The 17592-nt window shown below is 40.2% G+C and carries 17 protein-coding genes; 2 read left to right on the top strand and 15 right to left on the bottom strand.

The window, feature by feature from the left end:
- Window positions 1-3 precede the first annotated feature (3 nt).
- A complete protein-coding gene (locus tag AC106K_RS05985) occupies window positions 4-342 on the bottom strand; it encodes a MerC domain-containing protein (RefSeq protein WP_482443732.1) in 339 nt (112 codons plus the stop codon).
- Window positions 343-431: 89 nt separating this feature from the next.
- Between AC106K_RS05985 and AC106K_RS05990 the strand changes: the two genes are divergently transcribed.
- Window positions 432-821 (top strand): Fur family transcriptional regulator, encoded by a 390-nt coding sequence (locus tag AC106K_RS05990; protein WP_482443734.1) that lies wholly within the window; start codon window positions 432-434, stop codon window positions 819-821.
- Between the two features lie 77 nt (window positions 822-898).
- Here AC106K_RS05990 and AC106K_RS05995 read toward each other — a convergent pair whose 3' ends face one another.
- Together AC106K_RS05995 and AC106K_RS06000 are read right to left on the bottom strand one after the other, a co-directional pair.
- On the bottom strand, window positions 899-1384 hold the full coding sequence (locus AC106K_RS05995; RefSeq protein ID WP_482443736.1) for a hypothetical protein: 486 nt from the start codon (window positions 1382-1384) through the stop codon (window positions 899-901).
- 209 nt (window positions 1385-1593) lie between these two features.
- Window positions 1594-2100, bottom strand: a complete 507-nt coding sequence (locus AC106K_RS06000; protein WP_482443738.1) for a GNAT family N-acetyltransferase — start codon at window positions 2098-2100, stop codon at window positions 1594-1596.
- A 157-nt stretch (window positions 2101-2257) separates the two neighbouring features.
- On the opposite strand from AC106K_RS06000, the gene AC106K_RS06005 reads away from it, so the two are divergent.
- Complete coding sequence (locus AC106K_RS06005) at window positions 2258-2755, top strand: hypothetical protein (RefSeq protein ID WP_482443740.1); 498 nt, start codon at window positions 2258-2260, stop codon at window positions 2753-2755.
- 72 nt (window positions 2756-2827) lie between these two features.
- Here AC106K_RS06005 and AC106K_RS06010 read toward each other — a convergent pair whose 3' ends face one another.
- From AC106K_RS06010 to AC106K_RS06065, 12 genes are all read right to left on the bottom strand, one after another.
- Entirely contained in the window at window positions 2828-3055 is a 228-nt protein-coding gene (locus tag AC106K_RS06010) for a hypothetical protein (protein ID WP_047099302.1), read from the bottom strand.
- A 126-nt stretch (window positions 3056-3181) separates the two neighbouring features.
- Window positions 3182-3643: an NUDIX hydrolase gene (locus AC106K_RS06015; RefSeq protein ID WP_482443742.1), complete on the bottom strand. Its 462-nt coding sequence runs from the start codon at window positions 3641-3643 to the stop codon at window positions 3182-3184.
- A 130-nt stretch (window positions 3644-3773) separates the two neighbouring features.
- Window positions 3774-5294, bottom strand: a complete 1521-nt coding sequence (locus AC106K_RS06020) for a TSUP family transporter (protein ID WP_482443744.1) — start codon at window positions 5292-5294, stop codon at window positions 3774-3776.
- Between the two features lie 5 nt (window positions 5295-5299).
- Window positions 5300-8176, bottom strand: coding sequence for a TonB-dependent receptor (locus tag AC106K_RS06025; RefSeq protein WP_482443746.1), 2877 nt, complete (start codon window positions 8174-8176; stop codon window positions 5300-5302).
- Window positions 8177-8557: 381 nt separating this feature from the next.
- Entirely contained in the window at window positions 8558-10234 is a 1677-nt protein-coding gene (locus AC106K_RS06030) for an NADPH-dependent assimilatory sulfite reductase hemoprotein subunit (protein ID WP_482443748.1), read from the bottom strand.
- A gap of 37 nt (window positions 10235-10271) precedes the next feature.
- A complete protein-coding gene (locus AC106K_RS06035) occupies window positions 10272-11984 on the bottom strand; it encodes a diflavin oxidoreductase (protein ID WP_482443750.1) in 1713 nt (570 codons plus the stop codon).
- On the bottom strand, window positions 11974-12819 hold the full coding sequence (gene cobA / locus AC106K_RS06040; protein ID WP_482443752.1) for a uroporphyrinogen-III C-methyltransferase: 846 nt from the start codon (window positions 12817-12819) through the stop codon (window positions 11974-11976). The genes AC106K_RS06035 and cobA overlap by 11 nt, the downstream gene beginning before the upstream one ends.
- Before the next feature lie 21 nt (window positions 12820-12840).
- Window positions 12841-13752: a cysteine synthase A gene (cysK, locus tag AC106K_RS06045; RefSeq protein WP_482443753.1), complete on the bottom strand. Its 912-nt coding sequence runs from the start codon at window positions 13750-13752 to the stop codon at window positions 12841-12843.
- Window positions 13753-13781: 29 nt separating this feature from the next.
- A complete protein-coding gene (gene epsC, locus AC106K_RS06050; protein WP_482443755.1) occupies window positions 13782-14612 on the bottom strand; it encodes a serine O-acetyltransferase EpsC in 831 nt (276 codons plus the stop codon).
- Window positions 14613-14617: 5 nt separating this feature from the next.
- Window positions 14618-15856: a sulfate adenylyltransferase subunit 1 gene (locus AC106K_RS06055; protein WP_482443757.1), complete on the bottom strand. Its 1239-nt coding sequence runs from the start codon at window positions 15854-15856 to the stop codon at window positions 14618-14620.
- Window positions 15857-15945: 89 nt separating this feature from the next.
- Window positions 15946-16854: a sulfate adenylyltransferase subunit CysD gene (gene cysD / locus AC106K_RS06060; protein ID WP_482443758.1), complete on the bottom strand. Its 909-nt coding sequence runs from the start codon at window positions 16852-16854 to the stop codon at window positions 15946-15948.
- 11 nt (window positions 16855-16865) lie between these two features.
- Window positions 16866-17579 (bottom strand): phosphoadenylyl-sulfate reductase, encoded by a 714-nt coding sequence (locus tag AC106K_RS06065; protein WP_482443759.1) that lies wholly within the window; start codon window positions 17577-17579, stop codon window positions 16866-16868.
- Between the last annotated feature and the right edge of the window lie 13 nt (window positions 17580-17592).

Genomic DNA, 17592 nt, shown 5'->3' on the forward strand with positions numbered 1-17592 from the left:
GATTTAATGTTTATGATTTTTAAAATTGATGATATGTCCTGTAATGAGTCCTGCAGCTCCTATATAGATCAATGGTAGATGGATTTCAAAGATCAGATCGGTCATGACGGAAATAAAGATCAGGATAAGAGACAGCCAGAATAAAAGCTTCAGCCATTGGTTGGTTGTCTTTTGGGTCACGTTGAATACGACAACTCCGCCAATGATAAGAAAAGCCAGGTCGATATAGGGATTGTGCGATATTCCCAAAGGAATAATCAGCAACAGAGGGAAAACAATACAATGAATCAGGCATAAAACAGCAGCGGAAATTCCTACAGCATCAAGAATTTTTGATTTCATAAAAACAGTGGATTTAATTTTTCTTATTGTAACTTTGTTGCAAAATTAGAGATAAAAAATTAAATAACGCAACTTTGTTGCATTAAAATATGAAACAAGTTAGAAATACCCACGCAAAAACGGAAATCTTAAACCTGATTAATGGTTCAGATGTAGCCCTTACCCACTCTGATATTCAGAAGAAACTAGGTGATCTGTGCAACAGAGTTACTATTTACAGGGTATTGGAAAGACTTGAGAATGAAGGGGCTATTCATAAGATAGTCAATGTAGACGGAGTGGTGAATTTTGCGAAATGCAGTGGAAAATGTACGCATGAAGAGCATTTTCACAATCATGTTCATTTCAACTGTAAACAATGCCATTCTGTGACGTGTATAGAGAATGCGATCCCTGAAATTAGTTTACCAGAGCGTTTTATTGCGGAAGAATACAATTTTATCATCAGTGGAATTTGTCCGAAATGCAGTATTCTGTGAAAAATATAACCGTTCTTTAAATAAAAAGCCCTCCTTAAAAGATGTTTAAGGAAGGCTCTGTTCTTTTGAAATAAATACTATAAAGGTGAGATGTACACCTCTATTTTAGTTCCGTCATAGTTAAAAGTTCCATCCGAATTTCTTTTTCCTAAAACCCATTTCATATCCACAGGAACTGACCATGCAGATCCCAGAGAAAACCCGTTTACAGAGCGGATTTCGTTCATATGCCCGGTCGTAATGGCGGAATGGAAAAAAGTTTTGTCGATAAGTCGGTAGAATCCTATAGCTTTCCCTTTGGGAATGATAGAATATCCGTCCCATTTATCTCCTGCAGGATAATTCAGTTTGGTCAACCATCCCTGCCCTGCAGACTGTACGAGCTCATCAGGACTGATGCGGGCTCCATACATATATAAAGTATAGGCTACTACATCATGGCACACGCCGCTATTGTATTTTGAAATATTTTCTGCCCCTGAAAGAAGTGCGTTGGCCACGGGCTTCCTTTGCGCTGAGTCTAGCTGAGCCTTTCTGGCCCCTTCTGCTGTAATGAATGACATATTAATAATTTTTTGGTGTATGTAAAGATACTTATTTTATATTAAATGCTTCTGAGTTACAATGTTAAGGTTTTTAATAGGAAACCTAAAACTAAAGGGATGGGATTTTCAGGCCTGTATGCAGGTGAAATTTAGCCTAGTGAATATACACACAACCAGTAATTAATGGATGTGGAAATAAAATTCTCAGAAAACTAAGGTCAGAAAGACTATTTAACTTCAAGTTGGAAAAGCCCCATGGTAGCCTGATGGTAATGAGCCGGAAGCCCATCTGCATCCCCAATCTTTTTCTCTCCCAGATAAGAAAAACCACATTTCACATAATAATCGGTAAGCCTTTGATTGCCGGCGGTGGTATCCATTCTTACATAGAGTTTATTATTCTCTTTCGCAAACTGTTTGGCCCAGTCTACGATCTGTTCTACAAACTTTTGTCCCCGGAAGTTCGGGTTGGTAGCGATCCTGTGGATATAGATGGCGGGATCGGTATTTTGTGCACCCCAAACCGGAAGATCATCAAAGGTAATGCTCCAGACACAGGCGATCTGTCCGTCTGTTACGATTTTCCAGTGCCTGTTCTCACTGACTTCACTCTCGATCATATTTCGGTCAAATTCCGGCCATTGTATACCAGAGACGGTTTTCTTAAAATCGGAGGCCATTTTATAGAGGTCAAAAACTTCATCAATATCCTTTAGAAAGGTATTCGCTATCATTGTCATGTTATTGTTCTTCAAAAATACCGAAAAATAAGGAGATACCATCTTATTGTTATTCAGAATGGGTATAAATACCGTCCAATTCGATCTGTTCCGTTGGGTAAAGTAAATAAAAATATTATTTTTATCACCCAAAAAAAGATAAAGACTAATTATGCCGACTGATGCTTCTCACAAGCTTATTCCGATGACTACTTTCGTGATAGAATATTATTCTAACGAAGGATATGCCGATCTTCAAATATTAAGTTTGATGAAGAACTATGCGAATTTTCTGAAACAATCCCTTACCCTGGGAATGTTTGTTCCCGTAGATGAACAGGGAAATGTATTGAAAGAACCGAAAAACTATGCTTCATGGAAGTCACTGGAACATAATGACGGAAAAAGAACGGATGTTTCAGGTTTTGAAGAATATGCTGCATATCAGAAAGCTGAGCAGAATTGTATGTTTGAAGGTTTTAAAGTAGATTATAATGGGTATTCTAAAGTAAGAATCACCGCTTCATATGATCCTTCTATAGAATTATCTTTTAATAAGAATGACCTGCTTCCTTCAGGATATATCGATGTAGAATCACTTACCGTTTTTGATGATATTTATTTAACGGCTGGTGCTTTAAAAGTAATTGGAATCAAAATAAAGTCCTAAACGGACGACCATTAATAAAAACAAAACCCCCTTTATCCGTTTTGGTAAAGGGGGTTTTAAATGTAAATAATTTTATCTCACACATTCTCCTGAGCGGCAGGAATACCCCGCAGGACACTGACCGTTAATGCAAGGGCCAGCAATATCCGGATAGCATCTTTCATCTGCTCTGCAATGAGAATTCGGAGGGCATAAGGAAATGAGGTTTCCAAGGCAGATCCCTACTGGAAGAGGGAGGTTCAGCTCAATACCTAATTCTCCTGATATCTTTTTCAATGATTTTCTGTTTAATTTTTTCATGGTTTTAGTTTTTAAGTAGGATAAGTTGATAAAAAATAATATTTAAATGTAAACAGATTTCGTTATATTTTATTAAGTATTTATACGTAAATTTTGTGATTAAGTTAAAAATAAATAGTTTTTAGTCTATTTGTTTAATGTTGTCTCTAGTTCTGTAATCAATGCAGTCTGAGCTGGATTCATCTTCTCTTTGGCTTCTTCTGAAATAAACCATTTCCATTGGTCTACTTCGGGAATCTCAAGTATTTTGCCTGATTTGGGAGGCCATTCAATGGATACTTTATTACTGTAAAGGTCTGATGTTTCGAGGTCGCCTTCCAGTGCCCAGGCATAGACTGTTTTTCCTCCTTTCTGTTTTACGGGTTCTAATGCTATAAGCACTCCTTCTGCTAAAATGGCTCCGGTCTCTTCTTTAAATTCGATCAATGCACGTTCTAATGGATCTTCATCAGGAAGTAGTTCTCCTTTGGGAATAGACCATGCTCCTGCATCCTTATTTTTCCAGAACGGTCCACCAGGATGCACCAGAAAATAATACAGATCATTTTTTTCTTTCTTAAATAATAGAATGCCGGCACTTGTTTTCATAGGATTAAAGGTACGGAAAATGATGATGGCATCAGTTTTCAGTTAAAAAAGTTCAATAAGTTTTAAATGAAAAAAGGTAAATCTGCCTGATCTGCAAATTTACCCTTTATGCTTTCTTATTTTTTCTGCCCTATAAAAACAGTGACTTTACAATCGTAACCAGGCTCATCAGGATCACTACTACCCCCACTACTGCAAACATCTTTTTAGTAGGAAGTTTTGAAGTGAGCATCGCGGACAACGGAGCCGTAAAAACACCTCCCAGCAGAAGCCCCAATACAATATTCCAATGATGGATTCCGATAGTGAAGATAAAGGTGATGGCACTGGTGATGGTCAGCAGGAATTTGGCAACTGTTGAGCTGCCTACTACATAACGGGGAATTCTCCCCTCTTTGATCAATGTTCCGGTTACTAATGGCCCCCATCCGCCTCCTGCAAAGGAATCGATAAAACCTCCCACAAATCCCAATACCCTGAGATTCGTTCTCCGCTTGGTTTTAAGCTGATTTATTTTTTTCTCTTTAAAGGCATTTTTAAGGATATTCAATCCAAGATACAAGGTATAGCAGGCAATAATGGGTTTCACAATATGAGCATAGTGTTCACCGTAATGAGACAGCGTTAATGCTCCTATAATGGAACCTGCTATCGCGAGCGGAAACAGCACCCATACCATTTTTTTATTGACATTTCCCAGTTTGTAATGGCTGAAGCCTCCTGCAGCAGTAGTAAATGATTCTGCGGAATGTATGCTTGCGCTTACAACAGGCGGCGGCACATTCAATAATAACAATATGGTTGTACAGATTACGCCATATCCCATCCCCATTGATCCTGCAACAATCTCTGCCATAAAGCCGGCAAACAGCATCCAATAGAAAATATGACCGTCTTTACTGAGAAAATACTGAATGTCACCAGAAAGATTGAACTGATAGACCACAAAGCCAAATATTCCGAAGAAAAGCATGAGTCCTATGATTGCCAGATAGATGTTCGCTCTTCTTTGGGCAATTTTAGTAATATGAATAAGCTTTTCGATCTCCATATCCGGTTTTGCAGTAGAGGCCGTTCCATCAGAAAGGTACTGAGTGGTTATTTTATTAAGTTCCTGAACCTTGTAATTGAAATCCCCTTTTAGCTGCTGACGAATATTTTGCATATTGTCCAGAACATGATCCATTTCGTCAGGGATGGTTTCTGTGAAAGTTTCCCTCAATCTTTTTGCAATAGTAGGAGATTTTCCATTGGTCGAAATGGCAATCTTCAGGCTTCCTTTTTTTACGATTGAACCTAAATAAAAGTCACAAAGTTCAGGTTTGTCCGCAATGTTTACAAGAACATTATTCTGATGGGCCTTCTCTCTGATCTCTCCGGCTAACACAATATCATTGACTGCTACAATCGCCAGATCGGCATCATTGAAGTCATGATCGTGATAAGCTCTTTCATATAAAGTTATATTGGAAAACCTTTTTTGCAAAGATCTTACTTCAGGAATGATCTCCTTAGCGACCAGAGTGATGGAGGTCTCAGGAGAATTGCCGAGTACCGAATCTAGCTTTTCGAGTGCGACCTTGCCACCGCCGATGATCAGCAGTGAGAGGTTTTCAAGCTTCAGGAATATGGGATATAATGCATTACTCATGTTGATTACAATTTTAGGTCATACGTAAAGGCCAGATAATATAAACCTCCGATTTCAGGGCCTGCAGCATACTGAAAATAGCGGCGGTTAAGCAGATTGGTAGCTCCAATTTTTATATTGGCATTGATTTCAGGGAGTTTCCAGGTGGCCTGGGCATCAATGGTATAATAAGAAGGAATCTGTCCTGATGCTAAAGGACTTTCCCACATGAACCCGCTTTGCCATCTTGCGACTACTGTAAAGCCGATATTTTTGATGATCTCTCTGTTTCCCACACTTACATTAACCATCCATTTTGGGGTGTTGAAAGCCGTGATAAACAGGTCAGAATTGTTGTTGGAGGCAAGATCATTATAAGAGACATTGGTATTGATGTTGTAATTGCCGGTTACATTATACCGGATGCCTAATGAAGAACCATAGCTTTTATAAGTATTATTACTGTTGGTATAAACCCTATAGCGGTCTTGCTTGGTCCTGTCGAGCATGGCAAGTACTGCAGCATTACTGCCTATCTGGCTGTTTTTAGGAACAGCTACTTCTACCTGCCCCAGAAATCCTTCATAGATGTTGTAATAAAAATCCCAGTCCAGAACCAGTTTGTTATTAAAGAAAACAGATTTGTAGCCTACTTCAAATGAATTGATTTTTTCGGGCTGTAATTTCTGCAGGTTGGCTGCCACTAAAAGCTGTTTATTGTCCTGAGCTGCCTGGCTCTGGCTTTTTCCTCCATCTATGTCTGCATTGACTGCGGAAGTAAACCGATCAATAGAGGCAAGGGTGTAGGAGTTTTCAAGATAACCCAGCCCGTCATTCACTTTCGAAAGTCCGCCCACTCTTCTCACATTTCCGTTGTTGACGAAAGAAAGCGCTTCAAACAGCGATGGAAAACGATACCCGTTCTGAAACGAAGCTCTGAAGTTATGCTGGTTAACCGGTGAATAGACAATGCTTATTCTTGGATTTAACTTGGCTTCAAATTCAGGATTCCTGTCGATACGCAAAGCCGCATTCAGCTTGAGCTTGTCATCAAATAAAAGCTTGGTAATCTGTGCAAAAGCACCATATTTCTGGTAGATCACATCTGTACCAAATGTTCCGTTGGCTAAAGGAATATTTCTCTCATTAACAGGTCTGCTGAAATCCACAAAGTTGTTTCCATCCGGAGTGATGCTGTACAGGCGGTAATCGATTCCTGCGAGGAGATTGAATATTTTTACAAACCGGGTAAGATCATAAGTCAGTTCACCCTGATAAAATCTGGATTTCTGTTCAAGTTTAGCGCCTCCTGTTGCCGGAGCTCCTGCAATTCCTGCGTTGGCGGAATCCCAGTTATTGATTCCGATGATGGTGTTTTTTAACTGTTCAAAGGCAGCAGTTCCCGGCACTGCTCTATTTTTGTCAGCTTCCCGGCGGGCGATGATAAAAGCATCATTAAGATTGACCACGGCATTGATGTTATTTTGTAATGCGGTCTGAAATATATTTCTCCAATTGGTATTGGAAAGATTGGTAAGATCAAGATTATCTGCCAGCGGTTTCAGATTATAGGAATCTCCGGTATTTTCGATCGATACATAGGCTCTGAAAGTCAATTCTTTACCGGTAAGCTCCACCTTATGGTTCTGAACGGTAGCATTTTGTAAACGAATCTTATTCCCTCTTTGGAAGGTTCCGTCCAGCAATCCGTAACGATATACATAGGATGCTTTCCATTGATCTCCAAAACGATAGTATAATCCTGCATCGAATTTGATGTTCTTCACATCCGGACTTACAAGATCCTTCTCCAGGTATCCGGTTCTGGAAACATTGAATGTAGTAGGTTTTCCGTTGTAATCAACTTTTACAGCAACTCTGTTATTTCTTTCATCTCCATATTTATTCCATAGATCTTCCGCAGGGTTATTGGACAGTGAAAAATTGGGGTTGGCCGTAACTAATGAATTAGGATTCTGATCCGTCAGATTGTTGGAGATCCAGTCTGTTCCACTGAAATAAGAGGCATTGATCTTTACTGCCCAGTTATTATTGATCACTTTTGCAAACCGGAGGGCGCTTTCTCCCAAAGAACTGATTCTATGATTGATATGATCTACATGATTGACTCCACCGCGGAAGTAAACACTTAATCCCTGAGTAGTAAACGGATCTTTGGTCTGGAGACTGGCCAGTCCGTTGATGGCATTCATTCCGTATAATGCAGAAGCCGCTCCCGGAGTAACTTCCATAGACTGAATATCCAGTTCGGTAGGACCAATCGCATTTCCAAGAGGTACTCCCAATGTAGCAGACTGCACGTCTACTCCATCTACAAGCTGCATAAATCTGAAATTATTAGGAGAATTGAATCCTCTTGAATTGGGGATCTTTAAGGTAAGACTGGATGTCAGAAGCTGCAGTCCCTTTACATTTTCAAGGGTTTCATAGAACGAGGCAGCCGGGCTTTCTCTGATGGTTTTGATGTCGATTTTTTCAATAGCTATCGGTGAGCGCAATGCTTTTTCCGGAATACGGGATGCAGAGATCACAACGGCATCGATAATGGTATTCTGGGGATTGAGCCCAATGGCTATTTTATTGGAAGGAGAGAGAATTTCAACGGTCTGAGGAGTAAAGCCCTCTTTATTGATGACCAGACGAAACGGAATGGTGACTCTGGTTCTTATTTTAAAATTTCCGAGTGGATCTGTAAAGGAAGCGTCTTCGGTATTTTCGATCTGCACCTTTACTGAATCAAGACCTTTTCGAGTCCCTGTATTTTTGATAACTCCGCTTAATTCTATAAGTTGCTGCTGTGCTTCAGCCAGATTAAAAAATAGAAATGTAAATGCAATAATGCCGGTTTTAGGTAGAAAGTTCCTCTGTTTTTTGTTTTTCATTTTTCTTCATTTTTAGGGTGAGAATGAAGCTGTCTGAACTTTTATATCTGAATTTTTAACCACAAAAGGCACAAAAGTTTATTATTTTAAACACTTTAACTCACTTGAGAAAGTTTAAAGCAATATCGCATAGAAGGTTCACTTAAGATGAAAACCTTTGATTTTCATAAAACTAAAATGTACTTCATATGCACCAAGCTTGTCACTTAAGACAATTTAAGTGTTAAAAGGTATTGCGGCTTTTGTGGTTGAATAGAAAAGTTGAAACAGCTTGAAGTATTGTTATTGGAGAATCAACAACACATGCACATTCGTTCGCCTGAAAGAAGAGGTTGAATAGTTTTGTTTGGGTTCAGATAATGATGAAAATTAGCCATATATTCAAGATAAAGTTTGTAAATAACGGTATGAAAAGTCTCCAAATGTTTCTTCTGTAAATCTTTGCTGTACGTAGATTCCGAAAAGCTCATCCAAGGTGGTAAGGATTTCTTCCTCGCCGATGTTTTCTTTAAATTTTGTGTTAAGACGCATTCCTAAACGATCTCCGCCGATATGAAGGTTATATTTCCCATAAGCCGTTCCTACAAATCCGATTTCAGCATTGGGAGATCTTCCACAGCCATTAGGACAGCCTGTCATACGGATGGTAATATCTTCCTGTAAAAGACCGTGTTTCCCAAGAATGGGCTCTATTTTCGTTACGAGTGAAGGCAGATAACGCTGTGCTTCGGCCAAAGCCAGTGAGCAGGTATTCAGAGCCACACAGGCTACTGAGTTTTTACGCAGGGCACTAGCTTCTTCCGTATAGTCTGAAATTCCGGATTCTTTTAACAATATCTCGATTTCAGCTTTATCTTCTTCATGAATATCTGCCAGGATAAGATTCTGATTACAGGTAAAACGGAAATTAGCCTTACCAGTTTGGGCAATCTTTAATAATCCCGCTTTCAAAGGATATTCCTGGGTATTGAGAACTCTTCCGTGTTCTACAAACAGAGTGTAAAACCACTTTCCTTCATGATTTCGGATCCAGCCATAACGATCTTTTCGCTGTTCGAATTTAAATTCTCTGGCAGGTTCGAAGCTGAAACCTGTTCTCTTCTCTACTTCTGCTCTGTACTGATCGATACCAAGTTTATCAATCGTGTATTTTAATCTTGATAGCTTACGGTCGCTTCTGTTTCCGAAGTCTCTCTGAACGGTAATGATTTCATAGACGGCTTTTAAGACCTTTTCTTCCGTATCTACAAACCCCAGCACCGAAGCCAGGCGGGCATAGGTCGCTTCATTTCCGTGGGTGGCCCCCAATCCTCCTCCTGCTGCGATATTATACCCAACGATTGTGTTGTTTTCGATAATGGCAATCAATGCAATATCATTGATGAAAACATCTACATCATTATTGGGAGGAACTGCAATCCCGATTTTTAATTTTCTTGGAAGGTATCTGTCCTGATACAGAGGATCTTCTTCCGCCTTTCGGTCCACGATCAATTCATCATCAATCCATATATCATAATAAGACTGGGTCTTCGGAAGACACATTTCACTTATTTTTCCGGCTAGCTCATAGGCTTCCTGATGTAATGGTGATTCTGAAGGATTGGCTGTACAGGTTACATTTCTGTTCACATCGCCACATGCTGCAATAGAATCGAGGTGCTGAAGATTGAAACTCTGGATGGTAGGTTTTAATTGAGATTTTAAAATACCATGCAGCTGAATCGTTTGTCTTGTGGTGATCTTTATGGTTCCTGTGGAATGATCTTCTGCCGTCTCATTCAGCCCGATCCATTGTTCCGGAGTCAAAAAACCACCGGGAAGTCTCAGTCTGATCATATAAGAATACAGCCATTCAAGTTTTTTGGCAACACGTTCTTCTCTTCGGTCTCTGTCGTCCTGCTGGTACATCCCGTGAAACTTGATAAGGGTTTGGTCATCTTCCCGGATGGCTCCTGTAAAGTTATCGGAAAGGCTTTCTTTCAAAGTTCCTCTGAGGCCGTTACTGCCGGTTTTGATCCTTTCTACCGGAGAAAGGTTATCTTTATCATTGCTCATAATTGTTTTTCTTTAATTTTTACGGTGCTGACCTGATTTAATAAACATCTTTAGCATATCTGCCACTAAGCTCCATTTCTTCCAGATAAAGGGCGGCTTCTTCTTTAGTCTGTTTTCCTTCATTCTGAATGATGGTAAGAAGCGTCTGTTCCACATCCCGGCTCATAGGTTCTTTGGCACCACATACATAGATGGAAGCTCCGCCTTCAAGCCAGTAAAAAATTTCCCGGGCATTTTGCTCCAACCTATGCTGAACATATACTTTTTCGACGGTATCTCTTGAAAAAGCAAGATCTAAATGGGTCAGACTTCCGGTTTTAAGAAAATCCTGGAGCTCGGCCTGGTAAAGGAAGTCTGAGACAAAATTCCGGTCTCCGAAAAAGAGCCAGTTTCGTCCTTCTGCTCCTATGGCATCACGTTCCCAAAGGAATGATCTGAAAGGAGCAATCCCTGTTCCCGGACCGATCATGATGATGTCTTTATCAGCTTCAGGAAGTTTGAAATGTCCTGCATCCTGAATATAGAATTCAACTTCCTCTCCTTCGCTGAATCTGCTCAGAAAACCACTGCATAAGCCATTGTGCTTCTGATGATCTATGAAAAACTCTGACTTGGCTACCGTGATATGGATCTCGGTATCACCGTGAGCTTCCAGAGAAGAAGATATGGAATACAGACGGGGAGCCTGTGCCGTTAATATCCGAAGGACTTCTTCAAATTCTCCGGCATTTTTTACAGGATAAATTCTGAGAAGATCAAGCAGGCTTAATCGTACTTCCGGTATGGAATGCCCTGTGATCCCGGCGTATTGTGCTACTACAGATTTAAGCAGATAGCTGATATTAAGATGTCTGTGCAATAGCTCTTCTACGCGGTCTGTTACTTTGGCTGTTTCAATTGTTTTCTTAGGATCAATACCTGTCAGGCTGATGATTTCATCGACGGTTGATTTTGAATTGAACGGGATAATTCCTAAGGCTGCACCGGGTTGATAAGCAAGCGATTCTTCCGTTTCTATTTCTATGTGATAGGTTTCTTTTTCAGAAGTAATATCATTCAGGTTGATGATGGATGAGATCTTTCCCAGATATTTTTTTCTGCCTGTCGCCTTTTTGGGAGTTGCATTGCTTTGAATACTGTTTCCGGAGGTTTTATTGACTGTTTCAAATATGTGCTCAATCCAATGAGAGGCATCCTGCTCGTAATCAATGTCACATTTTTTTAATGGAATGATACGGCGGGCTCCCAATATTTCAAAACGGGAATCTACATCTTCTCCAGTCTTACAGAATAGAGGATAACTACTGTCTCCTAATGCAAGAACTCCGAATTTCAGATTGCTTAGGTTAATTTCATTCTCATGAATATGATCATAGAACTTTTTGGCAAGAAGTGGTGGTTCTCCTTCTCCCTGGGTACTGATGATGACGAAAAAGAATTCTTCTTTACTCAGATCTTTAGGTTTGTATTGAGAGAGATCTGCCAGCTTCACCTGGATGCCTTTTTTCTTGATAATCCCTGCCAGAGCGGTAGCCAGCTTTTTGCTGTTTCCGGTTTCTGTACCATAGGCTAAGGTTATTTTTTTTACAGCATTTTGAATGGTATTTTCAGTTTGCTGAGGTGGCAATGTTGCGGTTAAGGTAGTTCCCCCGGCAAGACCTGCGAGGTATCCGCTTGCCCAGATTGCTTCGTCTCTGGAAAGGTCACCGGATATTTGTTTTAATACGTTGAGTTTAGTTTCAGACAGCATATTCAAAGAAGTTTTGAGGGGTTGGGATCAGGCTTCCGTTTTCTATTGATTTGAAGTAAAGGCCTTCCTGTTCTGCATTTTCAAGCCATGAAAATTCTTCATGGAGATTTACGATCTTACCAATGATCACCAATGATGGAGATGCAAAAACTTTGTTTCCAAAATGGGTGTTAAAATCATTAAAAGAAGAGGTGTACACCTTCTGGTAAGGCGTTGTAGCCTGTTCGATGACTGCAATTTTTTTATCTTCTGAAATCTTAAGCTGATTCAGTTTTTCTACAAGATCTGTAAGGTTTCCTTTCGACATATAGAAAACAAGGGTATCATTGGTTATGGCAAGCTCTTTCCAATAGTCTTCATCAAGTATTTCTGATTTATAATACGTCAGAAACCGTACAGAAGTTGAATAACCTCTGGCTGTTAAAGGTATTCCTGCAAAAGCGGCTGCTCCTAAAGCGGCTGTAATTCCCGGAATGATTTCGTAAGGAATATGATTTTGCTTTAAAGCCTGCAATTCGTCCAGAATATTTGAAAAGATGGAAACATCTCCCCCTTTGAGTCTTGCAATGGTTTTGTTCTCACGGGCATATTCCACCATTAAAGTATTGATATGAGATTGGGGAGTCGACGCATTTTTGCTGCATTCTTTTCCTACATAGATCACTTCTGCGTTTTGATTAACGTATGTTTCCAGGATTTCAGGGCTTACAAGACGGTCGCATAGAATGACATCCGCTTCAGAGATTGCTTTTACTGCTTTTACAGTGATCAGTTCAGGGTTGCCGGGCCCTGCACCGATAAGGTAAACCTTTGGTGATTTTATATTTGTTTTCATTGAAAGTCTTTGGTTAAGGCGTTAGAAGAGTCCCTCTACAGACAGATACCTTTCGCCGGTATCATAGTTGATGGTGAGAATTTTAGCGTTAGATGGTATTTCCGGTAGATGTTTTGCAATGGCTGCCAAAGCTGCTCCGGTAGAAACGCCTACAAAAAGACCTTCTTCTTTTGCTGCATTGATCGCATATTCATACGCTTCGTCTTTGCCTACTGTGATGACCCCATCCAGAAGGGTAACATCGAGAATGGAAGGAACGAATCCTGCTCCCAATCCCTGCAGTGGATGTGGCGCCGGGCTTCCTCCGCTTAATACGGGAGACAGTTCCGGTTCTACGGCAATGACTTTTACGTTAGGGTATTTTTCTTTCACTGTTTTGGCAATCCCGGTGATATGGCCTCCGGTTCCCACTCCTGTAATGATATAATCCAGACCATCCGGGAAATCGTTTAAAATTTCCTGAGCTGTGGTTTCCGTATGGATTTTTACGTTAGCAGGATTATCAAACTGTCTTGGAATCCATGAATTGGGAGTTTCTTCTGCCAATTCGTTAGCTTTTTCAATAGCCCCTTTCATTCCTTTTTCTCTTGGGGTAAGTACAAATTCGGCTCCGTAGGCTTCCATGATTTTACGGCGCTCAATACTCATACTTTCCGGCATGACCAGAATAAGTTTGTATCCTTTCACAGCAGCTACCAATGCCAGTCCTATTCCGGTATTCCCACTTGTAGGTTCTATGATAGTGCTGTCTTTATTGAGTAAACCTTTAGCTTCTGCATCTTCTATCATAGCCAGTGCAATTCTGTCTTTAATGCTTCCGCCTGGGTTGGCTTTTTCCAGTTTGATCCAGATCTCATGATCTGAACTGAATAATTTATTGATCTTTACGACGGGTGTGTTCCCGATCGTTTCTAATGCGTTCTGAAATTTCATATCAATATAATTTTTATTTTTTTCTGTTTTTAAATAACAAAGGTTAAAGATTCCGGTAAGGAAGTATTGTCCTTTATTTTTATTTCACTTTTATGATAGACGAGAGAATGGGCAGGAACATCCTGGGTGATCCAAACATTTCCTCCTATAACACTTTCTCTTCCTATCGTGGTATTTCCTCCCAGGATGGTTGCCCCCGAGTAGATAATAACATCATCTTCAATATTGGGATGCCTTTTCTGATTGGCTTTTTCTTTAGAAACATTCAAAGCGCCGAGAGTGACCCCCTGATAAATTTTAACATTGTTTCCAATAACTGTTGTTTCTCCGATCACAATGCCGGTTCCGTGGTCAATAAAGAAAGACTTTCCAATCATGGCTCCCGGATGGATGTCAATACCTGTTTTGCTGTGTGCATATTCTGAGATCACGCGGGGTAATATTTTCACCTTCTGGTTCCACAACTGGTGTGAAATACGGTACACATAAGTGGCAAAAAAGCCGGGATATGCGAGATATACTTCTTCCAAAGAGTCTGCGGCAGGGTCAAATTCCAGAATCGACTGCGCATCCAGCACCAATTGATCATACAATTCAGGTAAAGCTTCAAAGAACTGGCCGACATGTCTTTCGGTGGCTTCCTGATCTCCTGTTACAATATGGATAAGGTCAGAAAGTGTTTTCTGCAGTCCTTCAAAATGGCTCTTCAATTGATCCTGAGAGCAATCATGCAGAGGAAGGAAAAGAACTTCATATAGATCCTTAACCCATTTTTTAGTCTTTACTTTATCAAAGAATCCATGAATATGATCTTGCTTGCTGTGATGAATTCTTTCAATTAAATGATTGGGAATTGCCATTTTTTCTATTGAATTATACAGGCTGCAACTGTTGAATTGGAGGTTTCATCCACTAAAATCGCAGATCCTGTTGTTTTATTATGAGTAAAACTATCATAGACCAAAGGCTGTGCCGTTCGCAGGGTTACTTTTACAATTTCATTGAGCTTAATATCATTCTCTATGGCTTCACGGTTGAGCGTATTGACATTGATCTTGTATTCTACTTCTTTTACAACAGCTTTTACCAGTCTGCTGTTTTGTTGCAACAGGTATTTATTGCCCGGCTGCAGGGGTTTCTGATCAAGCCAGCACAAAAGAACTTCCAGATCTTTTTCTACTGCAGGAAGCTGTTCTTCCGTTGCGAAAATATCTCCTCTGCTGATGTCCAGATCATGGGCAATATGAATCACAGCAGGCTGCCCTTCAAATGCTTCTTCTTTTTCTACTCCATGGATCTCAATTTTAGAAATTTCACTTGTTAGGCCTGCCGGAAGAATATGAACCGGGTCTCCTTTTTTGAATGTTCCACTCAATATCTGCCCTGCATATCCTCGATAATCATGTAATTCTTCAGTCTGAGGACGAATTACATACTGTACCTGGAAGCGGTTTCCATCATTTTTCTCTTCATGCAGGGTTACTTCCTCCAGATACTCGAGAAGAGAACTTCCCTGATACCATTCTGTTCTGGATGAAGGGGTAACGATATTATCTCCTTTCAATGCTGAAATCGGGAAATAACTTACCTCATTCAGGCTCAGATTTTCTGCAATTTTAGAATAATCCGATTTGATGGTTTCAAAAACTTCCTCCGAATAATCTACCATATCCATTTTGTTGATGGCTACGGCTACTTTTTTCAGTTTCAGCAGGGAAGCAATGATAGAATGTCTTCTGGTCTGCTCAATCACTCCTTTTCTGGCGTCAATGAGAATGACCATCAGATCAGAATTGGATGCTCCGGTAATCATATTCCGGGTGTATTGTACATGGCCCGGAGCATCGGCGATAATAAATTTCCTTTTTGGTGTGGAGAAATACCGGTAAGCCACATCAATGGTGATTCCCTGTTCTCTCTCAGCTCTCAAGCCGTCTGTTAAAAGGGCAAGATCTACACCGTCTTCATTTTTGTTTTTAGAATGTTTTTCCAGGACTTCCAGCTGATCCTGCAAAATACTTTTGCTATCGTAAAGCAGTCGTCCGATAAGGGTACTTTTACCGTCATCTACACTTCCTGCTGTTATAAATCTTAATATATCCATCCGATTTTTAATTATAAATAGTGAGTAATGGGCAATGAGTAATATTGGCTATTGAAGAAGTAAAACCTGTTTGGTCACTCATTGCTGTTTTAAAAGTAACCTCCTTTTTTTCTGTCTTCCATTGCTGCTTCCGTTACCCTATCATCAATACGGGTTTCTCCCCGTTCTGAGATTCTTGTGGCTACAATTTCTTCGATCACGGCATCAATCGTTTCTGCGTAAGACTCTACAGCAGCGGTACAGGTCATATCTCCAACAGTTCTGTAACGTATCTTTTTGGTGGTCACAATATCATTGGGTTCCAGAAATACATGTTCAGAATTGGCAAGCCATTGTCCGTTGAAGTCTACCACTTCCCTTTCGTGCGAGAAATAAATGGAAGGCAGGGCAATTTTTTCTCTGCGGATATAATTCCAGATGTCAAGTTCTGTCCAGTTGCTGATCGGAAATACCCTTACGTTTTCTCCTTTATGAATTTTCCCGTTAAAAATATTCCACAATTCAGGGCGCTGAAGTTTTGGGTCCCATTGTCCGAATTCGTCACGGACAGAGAATATTCTTTCTTTTGCACGTGCCTTTTCTTCGTCTCTTCTGGCTCCACCAATGCAGGCATCAAATTCAAATTCCTCTATGGTATCAAGCAAAGTATAGGTCTGAAGCCAGTTTCTGCTTGGGAATTTTCCTTTCGCTTCGGTGAGCTTTTTACTTTTTATCGTGTCTTCTACTTTTCTTGCGACTAAATTGACATTAAGCTGATCTGCCAGCTGATCACGAAATTCCAGTACTTCAGGAAAGTTGTGCCCTGTATCTACATGTACAAACGTAAACGGAATCTTGCCATGAAGAAATGCTTTTCTTGCCAGGTGAGCGAGTACGATACTGTCTTTCCCACCGCTGAACAATAAGGCAGGGCGTTCAAACTGTCCCGCCACTTCTCTTAGTATATAAATGGACTCAGCTTCTAACTGATCTAAGTAGTTTAATTGATGTATTGACATTTTTTCTTTTTTTATTGATGAATATGTAAACCGCACTCCTTTTTATTGGCATCTTCCCACCACCAGCGGCCGGCTCTGAAATCTTCCCCTTCCTTGATGGCTCTGGTACAGGGAGCGCATCCTATACTTACAAAGCCTTTTTTATGAAGATGGTTGTATGGTAAGTGATATGCTTTCACATAATCTGTTACCTGTTCCGAAGACCAATGAAGAAGCGGATGAAACTTGATGATTTTATTTTCCGGGTCCCATTCTATCTGCGGCATATTCTGTCTGTTTGACGAATGTTCTGCTCTCAGACCGGTTATCCATACTTCATATCCTTCTAATGCTTTTTTCAGCGGATGTACCTTGCGGATCGTACAGCATGCTTTCCTCTGCTCCACTGACTGATAAAATGAGTCAGGTCCGTTTTCCGTTACGAAATTCTTTAGCTCTTCCGTATCCGGATAGTAAGCTTTGATTTCTTTTTTGAAAAAAGCTCTCGTATTCGTCCATGTTTCATAAGTCTGTTCAAAAAGACGGCCTGTATCCAAGGTAAACACATCAATATTCAGATCTTTGATCAGATGAGTGATCACTTGGTCTTCATAACTGAAACTGGTGGAAAAGATAACCTTGCCGGGAAATCTGTCGGCCAATACCTGCAGTGCATTATCTTGGAAGGAGTTTTCTGAGGACTCTTTCAGAAGTTTATCAAATTCGTTTTTCAGATCTTTTTCCATATCCCATTGAAAT

Source organism: Chryseobacterium sp. FR048, from assembly GCF_056844665.1.

What these genes read in the sequence shown, in the direction of transcription:
- AC106K_RS06035 (WP_482443750.1), bottom strand. Translation starts at nt 11,984, where the DNA reads ATGCTGTCTGAAACTAAACTCAACGTATTAAAACAAATATCCGGTGAC.
- cysK (WP_482443753.1), bottom strand. Translation starts at nt 13,752, where the DNA reads ATGAAATTTCAGAACGCATTAGAAACGATCGGGAACACACCCGTCGTA.
- epsC (WP_482443755.1), bottom strand. Translation starts at nt 14,612, where the DNA reads ATGGCAATTCCCAATCATTTAATTGAAAGAATTCATCACAGCAAGCAA.
- AC106K_RS06030 (WP_482443748.1), bottom strand. Translation starts at nt 10,234, where the DNA reads ATGAGCAATGATAAAGATAACCTTTCTCCGGTAGAAAGGATCAAAACC.
- AC106K_RS05995 (WP_482443736.1), bottom strand. Translation starts at nt 1,384, where the DNA reads ATGTCATTCATTACAGCAGAAGGGGCCAGAAAGGCTCAGCTAGACTCA.
- cobA (WP_482443752.1), bottom strand. Translation starts at nt 12,819, where the DNA reads ATGAAAACAAATATAAAATCACCAAAGGTTTACCTTATCGGTGCAGGG.
- AC106K_RS06005 (WP_482443740.1), top strand. Translation starts at nt 2,258, where the DNA reads ATGCCGACTGATGCTTCTCACAAGCTTATTCCGATGACTACTTTCGTG.
- AC106K_RS06065 (WP_482443759.1), bottom strand. Translation starts at nt 17,579, where the DNA reads ATGGAAAAAGATCTGAAAAACGAATTTGATAAACTTCTGAAAGAGTCC.
- AC106K_RS06015 (WP_482443742.1), bottom strand. Translation starts at nt 3,643, where the DNA reads ATGAAAACAAGTGCCGGCATTCTATTATTTAAGAAAGAAAAAAATGAT.
- cysD (WP_482443758.1), bottom strand. Translation starts at nt 16,854, where the DNA reads ATGTCAATACATCAATTAAACTACTTAGATCAGTTAGAAGCTGAGTCC.
- AC106K_RS05990 (WP_482443734.1), top strand. Translation starts at nt 432, where the DNA reads ATGAAACAAGTTAGAAATACCCACGCAAAAACGGAAATCTTAAACCTG.
- AC106K_RS06055 (WP_482443757.1), bottom strand. Translation starts at nt 15,856, where the DNA reads ATGGATATATTAAGATTTATAACAGCAGGAAGTGTAGATGACGGTAAA.
- AC106K_RS06020 (WP_482443744.1), bottom strand. Translation starts at nt 5,294, where the DNA reads ATGAGTAATGCATTATATCCCATATTCCTGAAGCTTGAAAACCTCTCA.
- AC106K_RS06000 (WP_482443738.1), bottom strand. Translation starts at nt 2,100, where the DNA reads ATGATAGCGAATACCTTTCTAAAGGATATTGATGAAGTTTTTGACCTC.
- AC106K_RS05985 (WP_482443732.1), bottom strand. Translation starts at nt 342, where the DNA reads ATGAAATCAAAAATTCTTGATGCTGTAGGAATTTCCGCTGCTGTTTTA.
- AC106K_RS06025 (WP_482443746.1), bottom strand. Translation starts at nt 8,176, where the DNA reads ATGAAAAACAAAAAACAGAGGAACTTTCTACCTAAAACCGGCATTATT.
- AC106K_RS06010 (WP_047099302.1), bottom strand. Translation starts at nt 3,055, where the DNA reads ATGAAAAAATTAAACAGAAAATCATTGAAAAAGATATCAGGAGAATTA.